The following is a 19,069-nucleotide window of genomic DNA, read 5'->3' as shown; positions in this document are numbered from 1 at the left end:
AACCACGTCCAGAGGGCGTGGTTGATTTGTTATATTGGTGGAACCTATCGGGGCCGTCACCCTTGAGTGCATCGCTGCCAGCGATGCGCTCTCCCACCATTAGGTATTACAACCCTAAACAACTGGTTTAGAAATTTTCTTATTCCCCATTACAATCATCATAAATCGTCTATAAAAAGCTCAACCATACAAAGGCAAATAAAAAGGATGTCAGACTTGGCTAATCGCCGCTGACATCCTCACTGATTAAGACTCTACGATCCGCTTGCAACAATTCTGCTGACTGATCTTCTTAATTCTCATCCAGCTCCAAAATACGGAGCAGAATTGTAGTTACTTCCGCTCTGGTTGCCACTGCATTGAAGTCAAACTTGCCGCCTTCCTTGCCCTGCATAATCCCCATTGCAGCTACTGCGCCAATCGCGCCTTTTGCCCACTCTGGCAGTTTAGCTTGGTCAGTAAAGTTTGCTGCTTTGTCCTTTTGGTCTTCCAGCTTCAACGAACGAGCTATCATAACTGCAAGCTCAGCGCGCGTCAAACCGCTATTTGGACGCAGAGTTCCATCCGCATAGCCGCTTAAAATCCCCGCTGATACAGCCTGCTCAAGCGCTTCTTTTGCCCATGGAGCAATGTCAGCTTCATCATTAAAGGCATGCTGCTTTCCATCACTTTGTACAGTCAATGCACGGGATAACATCACTGCAAATTCCGCACGGGTTACCGCCGCATTTGGCTTGAAGGTTTGATCCTTGTAGCCAACTACAAAGCCTTTAGTCACTGCTTTACGAATCGCAGCTTCTGCCCAGTGTCCCGCAATATCCTTCAATTCAATCTGGTTCTCTTGATTTCCGCCGGTGTTGCTACCGTTGTTACCTCCGTTGTTGCCGCCGTTGTTGTTGTCAGGCGTGGTATCAACTACTGTAATCGTCAATACCTGCGGCTGTCCTGCGCTAAACTCAAACGTTAGCTTCGCAGTACCTTTTTGTAATTTCGCCAAGTAAGCCGTCGTAAACGTGATCTGATCACTATTCACAACATAATCAGTTCCAGCCTGCAGCTGTGTACTGCCGTTCTTAATGGCTGTCAGTGTATTCCCTTTAAGCTCCAGCTTTATTGCAATTGCTTGCTGCTTGCTAGGATTCAGATCAAATTCAGCAGCAGCTTTGCTGATTTCGCTATCCTGAACGATAGGTTTGATTTTGCTAAGAAGATCCGTCTTAACTTCGCCGTCTGCCATAATCGTGACAAAGTTGCGAGCTATAGCGATATCGGCAGCTGATCCAGACGCGAGAGCCTTTGAAACGGCAGCGCTTGCCGATGCTTCAAGCATTTCATTGTATTTGCCTGCGCCTAACAGATATACATCTGTAAATGAACTTGAATTTTTTAATTGTCCACTTTCAACTTCAAAGGTGGATCTGGTGCTGTCTGATTCACGCGAGCTGTCAGATTCATTGAGCATGATTGATATTCCGACTCTTCCGTTCGTGAGCTCCGATGCAGGATTATTATGAACGGTATTAAACGGAATCTTTAAATCGTAAATCGTCGTTTTCGTTTCTTCATCTCTCGTAATCTTTGCTGCGATATCAGTTATCGGAGCAGTCGGTGCATTGGCGCCTGTGGGACGAGTCCAAGCCCATATTACATCTTTGTTGTCATTGGTGAGCGCGAACCCCAATTCATTCCGCGTAGTACTGTTCGTTGCGGGATTGCGTAAATCAATGCCTAACTGCAAATTATCCTCTCTCCATATATTTCCTCCGGTTTGGCTATTGAAGTGCACGTCGTCTGTAACGACAATGTACGCGTATAAATTGCTGTCGTCCCATGCGAAACGCGATCCTACGCTGAGGTCTTGCGGACCATCCCACGTTCCCGAAGTGACATAATCTTTGGTGTCCATTACAAATGCCGGAGTTGCAGCACTCTTTGCCGGATTTTCTGCACCTGCAGAACTTACCTTTTCGGCGTATGCTGCGTCAAATTTTGCCGTATAGGTGTATGCTTTTCCGTCTTCGAGTTGAAGCTTGAATGTGATCAGACCTGCAGCATAATACGGTAAATCTACGGTTACGGATTCGCCTGCCGCAAGCGCGTTAAATTTAATGGGAGTGAAATCTTTAGCATAAGCAGCCGGGGAAACAATTGTTAATGTTCCGGGTGCAGAGGCTCTTCCTCCGACATTATACTTAACGATGAATTGTTGTTTATCTCCCTTTTTGGTTAGGTTAAATACAAACGGTTCCGCCAATAAATCTGAGCCGTAAATGCCGTACGGATTGCCCGCCGGGGTGCTGTTTCTCAAGCCGGATGCGTAATAATTGTTGCTAAGTTCTACCGATGTGCCGCTCTCGCGCAGCATGGCATACACATTATTATTCTGGCCGTTCTTGGACGGCTGGAAGTAAGAAGTGTATACATGTGCCTTACCGCCGTGGACATCAATACCCGGATTGTTGCCGGGCAGCTGAGTGAAGTTTGCTTGCTGTAAGCGAACGACACCGTTATTTACGATTGCTCCAGCTACGGTCGGGCTTCCCCAGAACGCGCTGTTGTACAGGACTAGTTCAGCGTCTTGGTGGATTTTCGCGGTATTAGCTGCATCTCCCATTCTGACATACGCTCTATTCGGCTCCGTCGTGATGTTCGTATTAACCAATTCCGAGTTGATCGCGATTATTTTGGTGTGTTCGTCAGCGTCTTCCACATAGAGAGCATAGGTGGTTCCATCCGAACCGTGACCAATCATCGTCATTTTTCCAGGGTATGCGAATTCGCCGTTCCCCAGGTCTCTTTTCAGGAAGTGTATGCCGTATACCGAACCGAAAACGAAATTATTGAAAATCGTCTGGTCTTCCACATCGGCGAATTTGAGCGCACTCATGTATCTTTGTACGAATCCGTACAAATCGCCGGTAGGTGCCGAATATCCTTGGCCTCCCGGAAGTCTCAAAGCGTAATGCGGATTGAATTGCATATTTCTAATAAATCCGCCTTCGGCGCCTCCTCCGACCCAGATGCCTGCTCTGAGGAGCGTGCCGCCTAAATAGTCTACATAGTGACCATCTGTTTTATAGGAAGCCAGATCTATTCCTTTATCCCCAATTGGGATCGTTAAATTGATTGCATATACACCTGCGCCTTGTCCCTGTACCAAAAACGGAGTTTTTAGCGTTAGGTTAGGGTTGTCGAGATTGACGCTGGTTATATTCGTTTGCGCAATGTTAAGTCCTCTGAGCCCAGCGTTTGCCTTAAGCTGTATGAGGGAATTTCCGTTTTCTCCCTCAGCCCCGCCGGTGTACGCTGTAAAGATCGCCGTGCCGCCGCCTTGAGTATGATGCTGTACGTCCCATGTTCCTCTGAGTTCAACACCCTCGGGAACGATGACGGGATTATTCAGTCTATATCTTCCACCAGGTAAATAGATCGTGCCGCCGCCGTGATTAGCTTTAATATAGTCAAGAGCTTCCTGCAGCTTTGCAGATATATCCACGGTCGGCACGTTGCCGGTTAACGAGCGTGGAAAGTCAAGTCTAAGCACTGCGCTTGATGTTGGTCTCGGGTGTACGTCAATATCTGTTTTTACGTCTTTCGGAATTGGTTCAAACAGATAATCAACATCATTAACGATTTGTACAGCGGTGTTATTACCGTCAGCCTTAACGTCAAGTTCAAGGTTATCGATGTGAGCGGCAAGGTTAGCGCTCTCGATGTTAAGGTTATAACCTGAATTTACCGATTTGAATGTTCCGAAGTTTGCTCCAAAATGTGCATGTTTGTCTGCCTGTTTAAAATTGCTCTGACTGACTAATGCGTTGCCTCGGCCCAGGAAGTTCAGCGCATAATTGTCATATTCGTCGAACGTACTATCCTCAAAGGATATCACTCCGCCTCTGGCGTTGCTTACAATCGGACCTTTGAATGCAACTCCGTTGAATTGAACAGAAGTGTCGAAACGTTCGTTGAAATATACTGCCGTGTCGCCTCCGAATTCCGAGTTCGAGAGCAGCAAGCCGAAACCATTAACGTTGTCAATGTATATCCCCGTTTGGCTGTCTTCGATTTTCAATCCGTAGAACTGCGCGTTCGGTGCTTCGTCGCCGCCAGGTTCTCTTCCGATCCACATCCCCGTCTTATACCCGGAAATATTCAATCCCGAGACATATTCCCAATCTGATCGGTGCATCATGAATCCGGTAGCGTTCGCTCTTGTGTACGCTCTCGCGTCCGAAAGAGACGGTGCGCCGTCAAGACCTGAATTCGCCCAGTATTTCGGGTCAATATCAACGTTCTCGATACGCCCGATATCTGTACAGGTGTGAACCACGATGCCCTTGTAGAGAGCCGTCATATTGCTGTTCACAACATAATGCATTTCGCTCGGCAGGGAAATGAATCCTCCCCAAGCGTTTACAAGAGTTACGTTATCAAGCGTCACGCTGTTTCCGGTTCTCTGATAGAACGTCCACGGATACGGAATTCCTTTTATGTCCTCAAATTCCCCTGTCTTCTGACCATCTGCGTTCCTCTTTTCAACAGTGGTTGTAGCATTAATATCTTGATTCGGATACCATACGGAAATGTTTGTTACACCTGTGCCTTGTTCCATGTCTATGAATCTATCGGACACGTTAGCTACTTTTTTGCCGCCTGTCTGATTTTCTCTCTCGTCAGAGTCAACATACGTGTCATAATTGGCTGAATTATGTCCGGCATAGACTGCGAGAATGGTTCCGTCGATTTTACCATCGTAATCGTCCGCATCCGGATTATCCCATTCGCCACGGAGCTGTACGCCTGCCCGCAAATTTAAAACCTGTTTATATTCATAGGTTGTACTGCCTGTCGTGCTTTGAACGCTTATTGTGCCGGTAGTTTCCGTATGGAACGCAAAGGTTCCCGCCGGAATATAGACTACGCCGCCGCCGTCATTATAAGCCGCATCAATCGCCGCTTGGAAAGCCTCTCTGTTATCGAAATTAACTAAGCCTTCCGCTTCTGCCATCTCTACTGTTTTCGCACCAAAAGCGAGTACGTTAAAGTCCGATATCGCCCAATCTTTCGCGTCGTATTCCTGAACGATTGCCGCTCTCATGTGTTTTGCGTAATCATATCGACCCGGAACTGTAAGCACAAAGGTTTTAGTCTGGGTTACAGGAGCAGCTACCGGACCTCTTTTTACCGTCGCCGTAAGCGTTACCTCGCCTCCGCCGTCCGAACGGTTTGTCGGTATCACGCCTGCAGTGGTTATAAGGGTAGCAGCGGATGTCGTCCATGTAATATCCGTCATATTTTCACCCATGGACGGAAGAACTAAGTTCGTTGTCACATTAGTCTCAGAAGCATTCACGCCTTTGATTAAATCCCATGTCAGTTTATTCAGCATATCGTTTACCGCTTCCTCGTCGGTTCCGGTCCCTGTTCCGCGAACGACGATATTAAATGTTTTAACAACAGGTGTTGCCGTTCCTTTGCTTACTGTCGCCGTGAGTGTTACGGATGTATTCACTCCTTGACGAACTACTGCGCCAGTGTTGCTGTTGATCACCGTGTTATTGGTAGATGCCCACACAATGCTCGTACTCGCTGAACCCGCCTTAGCAAGATTCAAATTGGTTTCAACCAGATCCTGTCTGGTATTCGTACCCTTGATCGCGTCCCATGTCAGCGCGTCCGAAACAAGTTTTACCGCTTCTTCATCCGTTGGAGGAATTTCGGTTAGTCGTATGCTCTGTATGATTGCTCCGGCTGCACCGATCCGGAAGTGCGCACCTTGATTTTGTGCTCCTATCGCAAAATTAGCTCCGTTAAGCACACCCTTTGAAGTCACCCAAGCGTTTCCGCTTCCTGTCGCCGGAAGGCTCCCTGATCTATACGCTTCAAATCCAGAGAAACTGCCGGGATATATGGTGTTATACTGTAACGAAATACCGCCCGCTGCGCTCGGTCTCCAGTATGTGACCGCTAATTCAACCTTGTTTGCTTGCTTAAGCTTAAGGTCGTCTACAATGACGTACATAAAGTTGCCGATCTTCACAGCGTCTACGCCGCTTTGAGTGACTACATCCACTGCGGTACCGCCGTCTCCGATAAGGCTGATGCCTATGCCGTTGCCTTGTAGTCCTTTGTACGGTCCGGCCGGATCTCCACCGTCGCCGAAACCGCTTCCAATGGTATCAACTGCATCAAATGATTCAGGCTCGTTGAAGTCAATGAACACTTCAGCAAGTTCGTTAGTCGAACTGGCTACTGTCAAATTGAACATTTTATGAACAGGTGCTGCATTACCTTTGGTTATTTTCGCCGTAAGGGTTACGGCTTTTCCTACGTCAGGGTCACGAGTAACACTGCCAGTTGCGGTATTTATGATACCTGCAGGTTCAGCCGACCATTCTATAGCCGTTTCGTTCGCACCCGTTGTCTTAAGAGTCAACCCCGTTCTTACTTCGGATTGAATAACATTCGAATTCCTAATCGTGTCCCATGTCAGCTTATTTGCTGCGTCCGATATTGCTTGATTGTCGTCAAGATGCTCCACTTTAACTCTTGTATGCGTTCCGTCGAAAGGATATTGCGTATTTTGAACTGTGCGTGCGAATGTATAATAGATGTTGCCTGTTGGTTTTGTAAATGTCGCAGTATAAACGCCTGTACCCAGAGTACCCGTCGTCCAATCGCCGACCGCAGGAGCGTTACCAGTGGTGTTGATTGCAAACTGCACAGCCTGACCGTTTATTGGCGCTTCTGAAGATAACGTAACGTTGCCCGTTGCCTCAACAGCTGTGGGAATAGGTTTCGGCGAATCCACGATATTCTGAAAACGCGGGTTCTTGATATAAATGTCGCCTTGGGGTACAGATGACCATTGCATTTGCAATCTCCCCGCCTGTACCGTGTCCAAATGAACGGGATTGAAACCATTCGGAGAATTGGCTGCTGATAATTGCGCATAAACTGTAATCCATTCATTAACCTTTCCATTTTTGATTTCGTTAACATTAAGGTTAAGACGCGAATTGGTGTCAAGATTGTTACCGCCACTTGCCATCGCGATCCAGTTATTGCCGCTGAGCTTTAAAAGGTCCGAATGTGTAACATACATATCAAAAACAAAATATTGATTCGCATAAGCTGATAAATCCTGATTGCCGCTGCTGCTAACAAAGCGGGCATCCCAAAGCCGTTCAACGCCGGCGCCTATTTTTCCAGCGCCCAGCTTAACCGCGTTATTTCCGTCCGGCGCAATAGCGCTGCTTGTTCCCTCTTCTATATTAGGAAAATACGTCGCAGCCCGGGCGTTGACCTCCGCCGGCACAGCTCTCACCGTCAAGGTAAAAGTTTGTGTAGCGCTTGCATTACCCTTGGTTATTGTCGCCGTGAGTACTACGGTTTTGTCTACTTCTCTATTCAATAAACGATTTACGCTTCCGGTGCTGCTTATTGCCGCATTGTCCGAAGACCATGCTACGTTAGTTGTTCCTATTGCTGTCGGAAGGCTAAGTTGTGATTTTACATCGTTATTCGAAGTATTACTGCCTTTAATCGCATCCCATGTCAGAGACGCCGCCGCCTCATTAACCAATGTTTGTTCGTCAATAGACGTTACCGTAATTCTTGAAGATGCGCCGATGAAGTTGTAACTGTTGTCTGCTTTCGCGCGCGCGAATACATAATAAGTCTGCGCTGAAGGCAATGTGGCAAATTGATGAGAATAAACATTACCGTTTTTACTTCCATCCACCCAGCCGGCTGCAGGAGCGATCCCATCTTCGCTTATTGCGAATTCCACTGCTTGCCCGCTAGCCGGTGCGTTCGCAGTTACTGTTTTTGTTGCTACATCAAGTGCGGGAGCCGTTGACGGTGAAACCGGAACGCCTAGCGTACTTTTCTGGAAACGCGGGTTTTTTATGAAAACGTCAGTGCTAGGGACACTAGTATCCCATTGCAGATGCATGGCCAGTCTGGTTACTTTGTCCAACCAGGCGTCACTGAAATTCCCGGCTACGGCACTTGACGTCGATAACTTTGTATAGACCGTCGCCCATGTTCCCACTGCAGCATTTGTAACTCCGCTCAAATCAAGCTGGAGACGAGAATCGGCGTTGAACTTATCCGCAGCGGGATTACTGTCGCTTACGATGACGAGCCAGTTATTGCCTAGCATATTTTTAAAGCTCGCATTTGGAATATACATCTCGAAAACGAAGTATCCGTCCTTGTAAGCGGATACATCTTTTAGAGGCGCCACGCTCGGCGTGAAGAGGTTATCCCAAGGACCCCCGCCCTTTGAGGTTCCGGTGTTTAAGCTCCACGCTTTCTGTCCGTCCGGCGCATCGGCGTTTGTCGCCGTATTACCATCTGCACCTGCATTTACGGTCAAAAGAGATACATCATCTCCCCATGCCGCGCTGACTGCCATAAGCGGAGAAAACAAAGTAAATAGCATCGCTGTCACAAGTAAAGATGCTAATAATCGTCTTTTTTTCATTCTCAAATTTCCTCCATATATCCTATTTTTTGGTTTTGAAGAGATCCCTTAACTCTTTAAAACTTCTCCACTTAAATCCTAAATTCAAAACTTTCTATGATTTTATGTAGTGCACAAAAAAAGTGATCCTTTACACCCGATATGAACCCCTCATGTGTGGCCTGACAACACTTTCCCGCTTTTATGCTAGCTGCCGCATCACCTCTACTATTCCATATGTCCAGTCTTGTAAATGCGCACCCGTCCTCAACTGACCGATGTTAGCGTTTTCACGAGATCAAAAAAATAACAAGATTCAAAGAGCGATAAGCGTACGTGCGAATAACGTAATCTCACTACTTCTTTTAACCCTGTAATAAGTTCCCGGAACACGATTTGTATATTGGGGACTTATCTTATCATACGAGTGTTGCAATAAAGTTCCAATGAGGTAGTCTTATCCTTTACGGGGGCAATATTAATTTAAGTAGATTGAATTCAATCTTGATTCCAATCCTAAATTTCAATTCCTCCTGTAATCTTCTGAAGCAAATAAGCTTCACCAAAAAAACCACTTCAGATGAAGTGGTTTGAATTAATTTTTTGGAGGAGCCTAGGGGGATTCTCACCCCTGACCTCATTTCTGCCAGTGATATGCTCTCTCATGTGGGGCTATTACACTACCCCAATTTATCTAGCATTCGACGGGTAGGCGTTCCATTCATTCACGATATACACGCATCAACTCATTAAGGCTCCACCGATTCGGCTACCTTCATCGCCTCGTCGCCCGAAATCGGACCGGACACGCCATACTGAATGCCGTCAACCACCCAGAACAGCTCTGTGAACTCGGCTTGCTCGAAAATCAAGCCGTCCGCTCCACCCACTTTGGTCTGTGTGAACAGGTCCGTCGGGAACGCCGCCGGCATGCGGCTCGCGCTGAACGTCACCGTCTTATCACCCGAGCTGTATGTGAAGTTTAAATCTCTGAGCGGTTGGTCCTTCATTCCCACGCCGACGATCTCAGCCAGCTTGAAGCCTTCCGGGGCGACTTGAGGAACAAGCACACCGGAACCGAAAGCTGCTTTCGCTGCCTCCGCCGTTCCTAATGGAGTTGTAATCAATTGGGACAACTCCGAGCCTGTGGCTCCTCCGTTTCCGGGCGGCACGATTTCCGACGAATTATCCGTTGGCGTCGGGACTGCGGCGGGCTCTTGCAGCATCGGCAATCCCGCCACTATGACGACTGCCGCGACCAGCGCTGCCGCTCCTGCAAGCCAGGCTTTCGGAAGAACGAATCGGCGGCGGCCTCTCGCTTCCGCGGCGGCTTGTTTCCTGATCTTCTGTTTAACGCTATCGCTCAATTCCATTTTAGAAAACAACATATCATCCGACTCCTTTTGCAAATGTTGACGTAAATTACGCTCCATGTCCGTCATCGGTTGTCTCCTCCTTGCGCATTTCCCGAGCCAACGCCTCGCGCGCCCGGTGCAGTCTGTTTCTCACGGTACCCTCGGGCGACGACGTCGCTTTCGCAATTTCCCGTGTGTCCAAGTCCAGATAATAATATAAATACAAAGCCTCCTGATACGGCAGAGGCAGACGCAGCATATGCCGCAAAATCTCGCTTTTCTGCAATCTTTTAAGCGCTTCTTCTTCTACGTTGAATATCCGTCCCCGCTCCATCAGGCTGGGATCGGTCGGCTGTTCCGTAAACATCCGTACGCCCATCTTGTCCCGGCAAACGTTGATAGCGATAGTCGTCAACCAGGTTTTAACCGCGCTATCTCCACGAAACGAGTTCCAGTTGCGATAAGCGCGAAGAAATACCTCCTGACTGATATCCTCGGCAAAATGCCGATCCCCGGTATAAAAATAAGCGGTGCGCATGATCGTCGAGCCAAAGCTTTCCATCAACTGTTCTAGAGCTTGAGTGGGATCTTTCGGGAAATTTTCCTTGTTATTCGAGCCGGCCGGCATCACTGAATCATCACCTCCACCTATTAGACGGCCTGAGCGCATTTTTCGCTGCACTTCGCTTTAAATCTGACAGTCCAATAAAGATTTCGCGAATTTGAGCTTAATTCCCCATACTCCTTCTTGCTTGAATTTATAACGATAAAAGCCACATGTACAGTATGCCTGTTGATGCGGCTTTTCGACTTCATCTTTGGTTTAAAAGATCCCCAATATCCTTTTTATACTAACACTATTTTCTCTAGATGACCTCTTCGCTGCCAGCGATGTGATCTCCCACCTAGACGTATTACACATCATAATTATTATTATTTTCGTCGTTATAGGAAGTGAATGGATGTTCGTTGACACAATAGGACTACACGTGTAGTATATGAGTTGTAGGCCTACAATTGTGATCCTTTTACATGTAACGGGAGGTTTCGAGTATGACAAAATTACCACAAATCACAGATGCAGAATGGGAAGTTATGAAAATCCTCTGGGCGAGGAAGGAATGTCCATCCAGCGAAATTGTTAAACAACTAACGGAAACAATGGACTGGAGTCCGAAGACGATTCGTACGCTGCTTAACCGTCTGGTGCAGAAAGAAGCGGTTGGAATCAACAAAGACGAATCTCGACGAGCCCAAATGTTTTATCCATTGGTTTCAGAAAATGAGTATTTGCAAAGTGAAACCAAAAGTTTTCTGCAAAAATTGTACGGTGGAGCCATTAAACCGATGCTTGCGAACTTCCTTCAGGAGAAAAAACTGACGGAACAGGAAATCAATGAATTGAAACAATTATTCGATGATAACAAAAACGATGATAACAAATCGAAGACAGGCAAATAGCCATGACATATGTGCAGATGTATATGCAGGTGTTTTTCGACTGGGTGATTCGCGCTTCGCTGATGGCAAGTGTGCTGGTTGTTCTCATTGTCATGATCAAATGGATGCTCAGAAACAAGTTGCAGCCGAAGTGGCAATATCTCCTATGGTTTCCTGTTGTCATTCGGCTCGTATTGCCTTGGGCGCCAGAAAGCTCGTACAGCGTATACAATCTATTGCCAATGAAGCAGCAGTTGTCTAATGAATCCCTTTTAGGATCGCTCGATGATATTTCCATTCTTTATGAACGAAAGAATCAGTTGAAGAACAACGCGGATTCACCGAGCGAATGGTCACTCAAAGACCCATCCGATGTCATAGTTCATTCCTCTGCGAATGTTCCTGAAAAACAAGTCCTTGCAAAGCAATCGTTTGTGGATCAATTATCCAAAATAACGCTGCGAGACATCCTGTTGTTTGGTTGGTTGCTAGGGGTCATAATCTTGAGCCTTGTAACCCTTACAGCCAATATCAACGTGTATAGACGAATTAAAAAACAGCCCAGTGTAACCCATCCGGCGGTATTACAAGTATTCGAGCAATGCAAGCGCCAAATGTCGGTCAAACAACCGATTCTTCTGACCGTAACAGATGCAGTGCCGAGTCCTGCGGTTTATGGGTTTATGAAACCAAGGATTTTATTATCCAGTTCGTTGATTCGTTCGATGGATGCCGATCAATTCCGTTATATTTTCAATCATGAACTGGCACATATCAAGCGCAGGGACATTGCGATGAATTGGCTCATGCATGTTCTGGTTATTTTACATTGGTTTAATCCGATAATGTGGGTTGTCTACGCACGAATGCGAGCAGATCAAGAGGTAGCCTGTGATGCATTAGCCTTGTCCTACATCCATGCTGAATACAAAGCAGCTTACGGCCAGACGATCATTAATTTGTTGGAGCATTATGCAGGAGCCCGGAGATATCCAAGTTTGGTCGGATTATCGGGTAATTACAAGCATCTCAAGAGGAGAATACTCATGATTAAACATTTCAAGAAAAATTCTATGCGCTTATCTGTACTAGGATTAGCAACGCTATTAACTGTCTGCTCATTCTCATTAGTAAATGCTCAAGGGAATACCCAATCAAATGAAACAGTGGAAGTGGCAAAGCTATCGAAGCCTGGAGGCGGCCAAATCCAAAGCCTGACAGTCAATACTGCAGAAGAAGCTACTCTCGTATTGCAGAAGTATTTTAACCTGACTGGTTTTTCACTTATAAAAGATGAAAGAGAAACTGCCACTTATGTAACCGCAGACGACAGTATGCGTGTATGGGTTGGTCAAAATAATAAAATAATTGGTATTAATGATATGAAGGCAGCTAAAGAATCAAACAAAAGCAATGAAATACAAAAAGAACAATGGATTTCAATAGACCAAAGTAAAGAGAAAGCGACTCAATTGGCTCAACAATTCTTGGACGTTAGTGTTAAAGAAGTACAAATCACAACAATAGAGCATAGCTACGCCAATGACTCACTTATTTTATTTGAAATTAGACCTTCTTCCGCAGGCAATCTTACTAGCGATGGCCGGTTTCTTGTAACAGTGGACCGATCCACTGGAGATATTACAAATATTAACCCTTTTCTGTGAATGAGCTGAAAGACTAGCGGCTATCAACTGCTACCGCAAGGCCTTAGGGCAACAAATGTACAATCGGAGAACGATAGTTAAATAAACAGTGCAGCAGTCTGAACAAGACTCCATTTTGTAGACAATAAAAAAACCTATGCTGCATGGTCAAGCCCCGATTTTGTAGACATTGAAAAAAGCCCTAGGAAACAAGCTGGCGACGGTACTCAACCGGAGTCAGCTTGTTAAATACCTTTTCAAACGTTTTTAAAACCAACGAATTTTCATTGTTGAAACTCATGTGATAAGCAATAATTTCAGTATTAAACAAATCCTTAATAACGTACAGGTAAATCTTCTGATCGAACACGCGGTACTGAGTAATATCCGTGACCCATTTCTGATTGGGTTTGTCTGCTGTAATATCATGATTAAGTCTATTATCCGCTACACGTCCTGCATACGGCGCCCTCTATTATCCATAAGCCTGTACTCTCCGAGTTGCTTGTATTTACGCATCCATTTCTTAATCTGACCTTCATCTTCAATCCCCAATTCCTTTATTATCTCCCTTTTTGTTTTGCCACCTAGCTTTAGCTCGATTGCTTTTAGCTTGGTCTCCTAACTGTAACGTTTAAACTTCTGTCCTTTTGTAGCCAATGCCAAACACCCCTAAAATAGTTTAGATTAACCCAGCTTTTTTCTAATGTCTATTTTTTGGGGTGTAGTTCAATTATAGGAGAGGTTTTAATTTTCTATGATTACCAGACAGGTCTTACTCTTGTTGGTAAATTACCTTCATTTGCTCCATAAATTAATTTTGATAAATCTTCTTTGATCATTTGCAGTCGTTCTGCTCCAATGTTTTCAATCCAACGTTGCTCAATCTCAGTTAGAATCTTCTCTTTTGCTTTCACTACTAACCAACCTCGTTCGGTCAAAATAATATTTTTCCCTCTATTATCAGTGGGATGAGCTTTGCGTATTACATAACCACATTGCTCGAGATAATCCACCATTTTACTCACAGCTTGCTTTGTAACTCCTAAATATTCGGCTAGTTCTATACCTGTTGCTCCATTAGGATTGATACATTTAAACATAAAACCATGTACAGGCCTAATATCATCAAATCCCAATTCACTCAATCTGTCATGTAGTTCATTAATCGATACACTAAAAGATAATGACAAAAGGGATGTAAGATCTAATTCACTAAAAAAATGATTATTCATACATATTACCTCCTTAAATAAAGTCAACTAGGTTGACTTTGTTCAGAGTTCATTGTACTATGCGTAATATAGTCAATCAAGTTGACTATATTACGATTGTGAAAGAAATAGAATTCACCGAGACAAAATTAATAAATTATAGAGGGTTCTTATGGCTAATATCGTTAAAAATAGAGGAAGTGTATTTGCACCGTATGCTTGGTTGGAACCTATTAAAGATCCTTCAACTGGAAGGTGGGGCGCTGATGATGTTTCTTTTGGGGATGCACATATCGAAGGTTTACATGATGGGTTCCCTTGCTATGACTTTTATAAACAAACAGATTTCGGTCCATTTGAATTCATATATACATATGATTTCAGAAAAACTGGTGACACTCCAGCAGCGCTAGCTGGGATTGCAAACAGCAAATATTAAAGGAAAAGCAAGCATTTAACCATACGAAAAATAATATTAAACATTACAGAGGTGTATTCTCATGACTACTATCGTTAAAGTTAGAGCAAGTGTATTTATTCCAACATCTTGGACTGAACCTAGGAAAGATATTCAAACGGGTAACACAATCGAATTCGAAGGTGACTCACGTGAGTTTACACCTTATGCAGTAAACACTTTGCGTTCAAGAATTGAACAAGAAGTCATTGTAGATTTCTACAAAAAAGAAATTTTCACATATGTGAATACGGGCATAACAACAGAAAAAACCACAACTCCTGATGGTTCCATTAATAAAAGATTAGGAAAAGCTAGTACGGAAGGCATTTTGTGCACGGATATTGTATGGGGGTCAGACGAGGTCAAATTTCAAATGAGTGCAAGTGCTAGCAACCCATTAAATGTATTAGCACCTCCTGTTGACTATCTATTAACTGTACTTGTCAAAAAAGATGGTATTGTCGACATTCAAGGGGAACACGATGGATTCCCTTGTTATGAATTTTATAAGCAAGTAAATTGGGGTCCGTTTGAACAAATTTATACCCATGATTTCAGAGAAACTGGTGATACACCTGCAGCTATGGGTGGGGATATGGAGTATAGATTCAAAAAGATATTGTGAAGCTAATACGATGAACTTTTTAGTAATTAATAATAAAACACCTTAGAGTAGTGAACATCAGGAGGAACAAATGACAACAGTTTTATTCGTAAAAGCAAACAATCGCCCAGCATATCAATCAGTCAGTGTAAAATTATATGATGAATTTTTTGCGAGTTACAAAGAATCGCATCCAAATGATAAAATAATAGAGCTTGATTTATACAAGGAAGAATTGCCATATGTAGGCGTAGATATGATTAATGGTACTTTTAAAACGAGTAAAGGACTTGCGTTAACAGCAGAAGAAGCAAAAGCAGTAGCTGTTGCTGATAAATATTTAGATCAATTCCTTGCTATTGATAAAGTTGTGTTTGGTTTCCCATTATGGAACCTAACAATCCCAGCTGTGCTACACACATATATTGATTATTTAAACCGAGCAGGTAAAACATTTAAATATACACCAGACGGTCCAGTGGGACTTATGGGGAATAAGAAAATTGCATTATTAAACGCTAGTGGCGGTGTATATTCTGAAGGACCAAAAGCTGACGTTGAAATGGCTGTTAAATATGTAGCAAGTATGATGAGATTCTTCGGAGTAAATGATATAGAGACAATTGTGATAGAAGGCCACAATCAATTCCCAGAAAAAGCAGAAGAGATAATTGTGGATGGTCTTGAAAAAGCTCTTAAAGTAGCAAGTACGTTCTAATTAGCAAAACAATTCTCACTGAATATGGCAGTATCAACACTTTTATAGTGGTAGATTCAGACGCCGTGCTCCTCCACTAGATGCATTTCCTTCGAAGCTCACTCACTTTATTACGTCCGCGCGGACTGAACCCCTGACCTCATCGCTGCCAGCGATGCGCTCTCCCGCCGTTACCGGTTTCACAACCAAAAAAAATCACGACGGAATGAATTTCACTCCACCCAGACGGGCTCTTAATCAGTTAATCCATCTTACCAAGAGAAATCTTTATTGAGAGCCTCCAGTTCATCTATTGGCCAGAAGGAGAAGTAGCTCGATTCCCGGTCCCACGAGGGCATGCCCGGCTGCCCCTGTAATGCCTGACACCGGCGACCTTATGGGACAAGGCGCCCCATGTGGGCCTATCCGGTGTCAGTTGACAAGAATCTGTGCCCTTATTCATATTCGCTTTGCTTCCAACCTTCTAGCCAGCTTTGCACGTATTGCGCCGATTCAAATCGATAATCTCGTTAATGCCGTATTCTTCGAATTTATCCAGCAGCGGGTCGCTGCCGTGCTTCAACTTGAAGTCCATTTCTTCCGGATATAGCGGGACGATGGCATAGAAGTGTACGGTCCGCCCATCCTCCATGTCAAGTGAAAGAAAATCTTCGTTCACATCAAGGGGAGGCAGCAAAATGATTCCGCTCATTTCCGTTTGCTGCGATAGCGGTTCGGCCGGATCTCCATTAGGCACCGTATGCTCCCAGCCTAGCCAAGTGTCGTAGTCATGGGGAAAACCGGCCAACATTTTCAGCCATCGAATAGGCCAATAGTGATCCGGATTTTGTAAATCTTCTTGCGAGATCCGCCAATCCGGCGGCAAGCAGATCATCAATTCCGCGTATTCGTAGCCTTCCGCTCCTTCTGGCGTATTCATGGGCATAAAGCTCATGCCAGTTGTGAATAAAGTATAATAATTGCGTTCGGGAGTTGGTTTTATGAAGTGGACGTCAATATGAACGACATCCGATAGGATTTCGTGGAAAACGGAATCGACTTCCCCGATATGCTTGCGCACGTGGTCTTCGATTTTCTCGATCCATTCTTCTTCCCCGTATACCGGAGGCCGCCATTCATGCTGTCTATCGCTATAGCGATAGATTGGGTTCCCCGACTCCGAATATTCCGTAGATTTAGACATGTTCGCCTCTCCTTTTCTTCCTCATTTTTCATCTATTTCATCATAGCATAAAGACTATATACAAGGGATAAATCCCATCTTCCCCAATACTCTTCATGCTTTTGGACTTACAGGCGTTTATCTAGGTCTATGAGAAGTGATTTCGATCCCCGCTTAGTCACAGACAAGCGGGGATTCATCAAACCCTAGTTATTTAAGTGCCGCTCAGGCTAACCCCCCTTCCCTCCCACTGTTGATCATCCGTCGGGAATGGGACAATGCTCTTGTCACCATCAAATGACAAGAACTTGAGCCCATAAATCAAAAAAGCCACGATTTACGCAACTTGTTATGGAACAAAGTTTCTGTCAACTGACACCAGCCGTACTAGCTTGCGAGGGTGCCCTGCTTGTACTGGCCATCAGCGTGGATCTGTAATGACGGCGGATATCAATGAAACTTTGCAGTGTTGCCTAAACCACCTTTTCTAAAGGTATGGTGAAATAATCAATCTTCTTGATCTTTAACCCAATTTTCGAATTCGGATGCCTCTTTGGGATCATTTAGACGATAGATCCAAGAAATCTCTTTTTCATCATCTAAATAATCTGTTACGGAAAAAACAACTATACATTTTTGAAAAAATCCATCTGATCTCAACTGTTCCAGAGCGAGTATGCATGAATCATATAGGTATCCCTGAAAATTGGTAAACTGTTCATCTGTATGGGGTGATTTATGAAACTGATCGATGACTTGCTGTACGTCATTAAACCACTCATGACCAGAGAATTCATACTTCCACTCGGCGGGACTCCATTTGTAGTACAAGGGTTCGTCCGGGTCTTTTTCGCATTTCTCCTTTAGATATTCTTTTGTGTTTGCAGAAGGGCAAACAGTCATTGCTCCTTCATCTGAATAGAGTCCGAAGGCGCAAAACTCATCGGTTGGGTTAGATTTTCGTAATTCGGAAAAGGAGTTTTGAGCTGAGTCTCTAATTAATTTCACAAGATCGATATTTTCTAGCATTTTTCACCTCATAAGAATATGTCTCTGCCTAGCAAAGGTCTTGGGTATTTCCTGCGCTGCTCTTCGGTAGCGGCCTTCCATTCTGATTCCAGCTTGGCCAGAGGACGAAGCCGTCGGGCTCGTAGAGATACTCGGAAAGATGAAAGCCGTGAATCACTCCAGCAAGCAGGCCGCCGTCATAGAGGAAGCTCGTACGCCTGAAGGCGTCCTGCTTGTCTATGCGCCGGCCCAGCGCGTCATAGCTATGGCCGCTGATGCCGTGTAGTACGTTTATTCAATGTGATTAACTGTTAAAAGGAAGAGTAAAGTAATAGAGTTGATGTCGCAGTATGCAAGTCGTTAGCAGAATCTGGATTCTACCCTTGAGTGCTTATATACGAAGTTACTTAGTTTCCTTTCGATGATTGTTGCTTAATGACAGCTTCTTTTGCTCTAAGGACAATATCATCCACATCGGAAAACTGACGCTCAATAGATGCTAGTGCCTTCAATAAAAAAAGGCCAAGATTTTTATCTCCTAGGCATAATTCCGTTTCGGCGAATAATTCGATGTCTTCGAGTTTTTCTATACTTTTTTTGTTATTGATGTTTTTAGGATATTCGATGTATTTATGGAGGGTTAAGACTGCATCTTCGCCCTTAGTTTTAAAATCGTGAACAATTCCATTGAATATGGTGTCTTTGAATCCTTCCTTGAGCCTGCCTTTTTCATTCCATGCATCCGGATGAAATGTCGCCAAATAATTTTCGTTTCTTATAGCCTGATCATTGATGATGTAGGATATTTTTTCTTCGTCAAGAATCTTTATTATTTCATCAATTGACTTAAACTTTAGTCTTGCAAATCTTGCTGGAGAAAATTGCTTGCGTAAAGAATCTTCATTATTTGAAAGATATGCCCTAAAAGAGATTTCAGAATTTCCTTCTAAGAGTTCTTTGAAATAAACAAGATGCCTTTCATCTATCATACT

14 protein-coding genes are annotated in these 19,069 nt (G+C 44.4%); 5 read left to right on the top strand and 9 right to left on the bottom strand.

Annotated features, from left to right (window positions below):
• Nucleotides 1–292: 292 nt before the first annotated feature.
• The 3 genes from ACIFSR_RS27735 to ACIFSR_RS27725 form a co-directional block, all read right to left on the bottom strand.
• Entirely contained in the window at nucleotides 293–8,491 is an 8,199-nt protein-coding gene (locus ACIFSR_RS27735; protein WP_430061509.1) for an immunoglobulin-like domain-containing protein, read from the bottom strand.
• Between the two features lie 728 nt (nucleotides 8,492–9,219).
• Nucleotides 9,220–9,912 (bottom strand): DUF4367 domain-containing protein, encoded by a 693-nt coding sequence (locus ACIFSR_RS27730; RefSeq protein ID WP_430061507.1) that lies wholly within the window; start codon nucleotides 9,910–9,912, stop codon nucleotides 9,220–9,222.
• Entirely contained in the window at nucleotides 9,893–10,453 is a 561-nt protein-coding gene (locus ACIFSR_RS27725; RefSeq protein WP_430061645.1) for a sigma-70 family RNA polymerase sigma factor, read from the bottom strand. The genes ACIFSR_RS27730 and ACIFSR_RS27725 overlap by 20 nt, the downstream gene beginning before the upstream one ends.
• 425 nt (nucleotides 10,454–10,878) lie before the next feature.
• On the opposite strand from ACIFSR_RS27725, the gene ACIFSR_RS27720 reads away from it, so the two are divergent.
• A complete protein-coding gene (locus tag ACIFSR_RS27720) occupies nucleotides 10,879–11,286 on the top strand; it encodes a BlaI/MecI/CopY family transcriptional regulator (protein ID WP_339203986.1) in 408 nt (135 codons plus the stop codon).
• Nucleotides 11,287–11,288: 2 nt separating this feature from the next.
• Nucleotides 11,289–12,932 (top strand): M56 family metallopeptidase, encoded by a 1,644-nt coding sequence (locus tag ACIFSR_RS27715; protein WP_430061505.1) that lies wholly within the window; start codon nucleotides 11,289–11,291, stop codon nucleotides 12,930–12,932.
• Between the two features lie 181 nt (nucleotides 12,933–13,113).
• On the opposite strand, the gene ACIFSR_RS27710 is transcribed toward ACIFSR_RS27715, so the two are convergent.
• The 3 genes from ACIFSR_RS27710 to ACIFSR_RS27700 form a co-directional block, all read right to left on the bottom strand.
• Entirely contained in the window at nucleotides 13,114–13,335 is a 222-nt protein-coding gene (locus ACIFSR_RS27710) for a DDE-type integrase/transposase/recombinase (protein WP_430061643.1), read from the bottom strand.
• 23 nt (nucleotides 13,336–13,358) lie between these two features.
• Nucleotides 13,359–13,514 (bottom strand): helix-turn-helix domain-containing protein, encoded by a 156-nt coding sequence (locus ACIFSR_RS27705; protein ID WP_430061641.1) that lies wholly within the window; start codon nucleotides 13,512–13,514, stop codon nucleotides 13,359–13,361.
• 158 nt (nucleotides 13,515–13,672) lie between these two features.
• Nucleotides 13,673–14,146 (bottom strand): MarR family winged helix-turn-helix transcriptional regulator, encoded by a 474-nt coding sequence (locus tag ACIFSR_RS27700; protein ID WP_430061503.1) that lies wholly within the window; start codon nucleotides 14,144–14,146, stop codon nucleotides 13,673–13,675.
• 151 nt (nucleotides 14,147–14,297) lie between these two features.
• Between ACIFSR_RS27700 and ACIFSR_RS27695 the strand changes: the two genes are divergently transcribed.
• The 3 genes from ACIFSR_RS27695 to ACIFSR_RS27685 all read left to right on the top strand — a co-directional run bounded on the left by ACIFSR_RS27695 (nucleotide 14,298) and on the right by ACIFSR_RS27685 (nucleotide 15,907).
• Nucleotides 14,298–14,564: a DUF3238 domain-containing protein gene (locus ACIFSR_RS27695; protein WP_430061501.1), complete on the top strand. Its 267-nt coding sequence runs from the start codon at nucleotides 14,298–14,300 to the stop codon at nucleotides 14,562–14,564.
• A 61-nt stretch (nucleotides 14,565–14,625) separates the two neighbouring features.
• Nucleotides 14,626–15,210 carry a DUF3238 domain-containing protein gene (locus ACIFSR_RS27690; RefSeq protein ID WP_339203989.1) on the top strand — a complete coding sequence of 195 codons (585 nt, stop codon included), beginning with the start codon at nucleotides 14,626–14,628 and terminating at the stop codon, nucleotides 15,208–15,210.
• A gap of 70 nt (nucleotides 15,211–15,280) precedes the next feature.
• Entirely contained in the window at nucleotides 15,281–15,907 is a 627-nt protein-coding gene (locus ACIFSR_RS27685) for an FMN-dependent NADH-azoreductase (RefSeq protein ID WP_339203990.1), read from the top strand.
• Between the two features lie 463 nt (nucleotides 15,908–16,370).
• Here ACIFSR_RS27685 and ACIFSR_RS27680 read toward each other — a convergent pair whose 3' ends face one another.
• From ACIFSR_RS27680 to ACIFSR_RS27670, 3 genes are all read right to left on the bottom strand, one after another.
• Nucleotides 16,371–17,090: a suppressor of fused domain protein gene (locus ACIFSR_RS27680; protein WP_430061498.1), complete on the bottom strand. Its 720-nt coding sequence runs from the start codon at nucleotides 17,088–17,090 to the stop codon at nucleotides 16,371–16,373.
• Between the two features lie 486 nt (nucleotides 17,091–17,576).
• Nucleotides 17,577–18,098 (bottom strand): DUF4303 domain-containing protein, encoded by a 522-nt coding sequence (locus tag ACIFSR_RS27675; RefSeq protein ID WP_430061496.1) that lies wholly within the window; start codon nucleotides 18,096–18,098, stop codon nucleotides 17,577–17,579.
• Between the two features lie 386 nt (nucleotides 18,099–18,484).
• Nucleotides 18,485–19,066 carry a hypothetical protein gene (locus ACIFSR_RS27670; RefSeq protein ID WP_430061494.1) on the bottom strand — a complete coding sequence of 194 codons (582 nt, stop codon included), beginning with the start codon at nucleotides 19,064–19,066 and terminating at the stop codon, nucleotides 18,485–18,487.
• Between the last annotated feature and the right edge of the window lie 3 nt (nucleotides 19,067–19,069).

The organism is Paenibacillus sp. NRS-1760 (genome assembly GCF_050467785.1).
GTDB lineage: Bacteria > Bacillota > Bacilli > Paenibacillales > Paenibacillaceae > Pristimantibacillus.
This window is presented reverse-complemented; position numbering and strand designations above follow the sequence as displayed.

Coding starts and splice junctions, on each gene's coding strand:
- ACIFSR_RS27735 (WP_430061509.1), bottom strand. CDS start 8,491: ATGAAAAAAAGACGATTATTAGCATCTTTACTTGTGACAGCGATGCTA.
- ACIFSR_RS27730 (WP_430061507.1), bottom strand. CDS start 9,912: ATGACGGACATGGAGCGTAATTTACGTCAACATTTGCAAAAGGAGTCG.
- ACIFSR_RS27725 (WP_430061645.1), bottom strand. CDS start 10,453: ATGCCGGCCGGCTCGAATAACAAGGAAAATTTCCCGAAAGATCCCACT.
- ACIFSR_RS27720 (WP_339203986.1), top strand. CDS start 10,879: ATGACAAAATTACCACAAATCACAGATGCAGAATGGGAAGTTATGAAA.
- ACIFSR_RS27715 (WP_430061505.1), top strand. CDS start 11,289: ATGACATATGTGCAGATGTATATGCAGGTGTTTTTCGACTGGGTGATT.
- ACIFSR_RS27700 (WP_430061503.1), bottom strand. CDS start 14,146: ATGAATAATCATTTTTTTAGTGAATTAGATCTTACATCCCTTTTGTCA.
- ACIFSR_RS27695 (WP_430061501.1), top strand. CDS start 14,298: ATGGCTAATATCGTTAAAAATAGAGGAAGTGTATTTGCACCGTATGCT.
- ACIFSR_RS27690 (WP_339203989.1), top strand. CDS start 14,626: ATGACTACTATCGTTAAAGTTAGAGCAAGTGTATTTATTCCAACATCT.
- ACIFSR_RS27685 (WP_339203990.1), top strand. CDS start 15,281: ATGACAACAGTTTTATTCGTAAAAGCAAACAATCGCCCAGCATATCAA.
- ACIFSR_RS27680 (WP_430061498.1), bottom strand. CDS start 17,090: ATGTCTAAATCTACGGAATATTCGGAGTCGGGGAACCCAATCTATCGC.
- ACIFSR_RS27675 (WP_430061496.1), bottom strand. CDS start 18,098: ATGCTAGAAAATATCGATCTTGTGAAATTAATTAGAGACTCAGCTCAA.
- ACIFSR_RS27670 (WP_430061494.1), bottom strand. CDS start 19,066: ATGATAGATGAAAGGCATCTTGTTTATTTCAAAGAACTCTTAGAAGGA.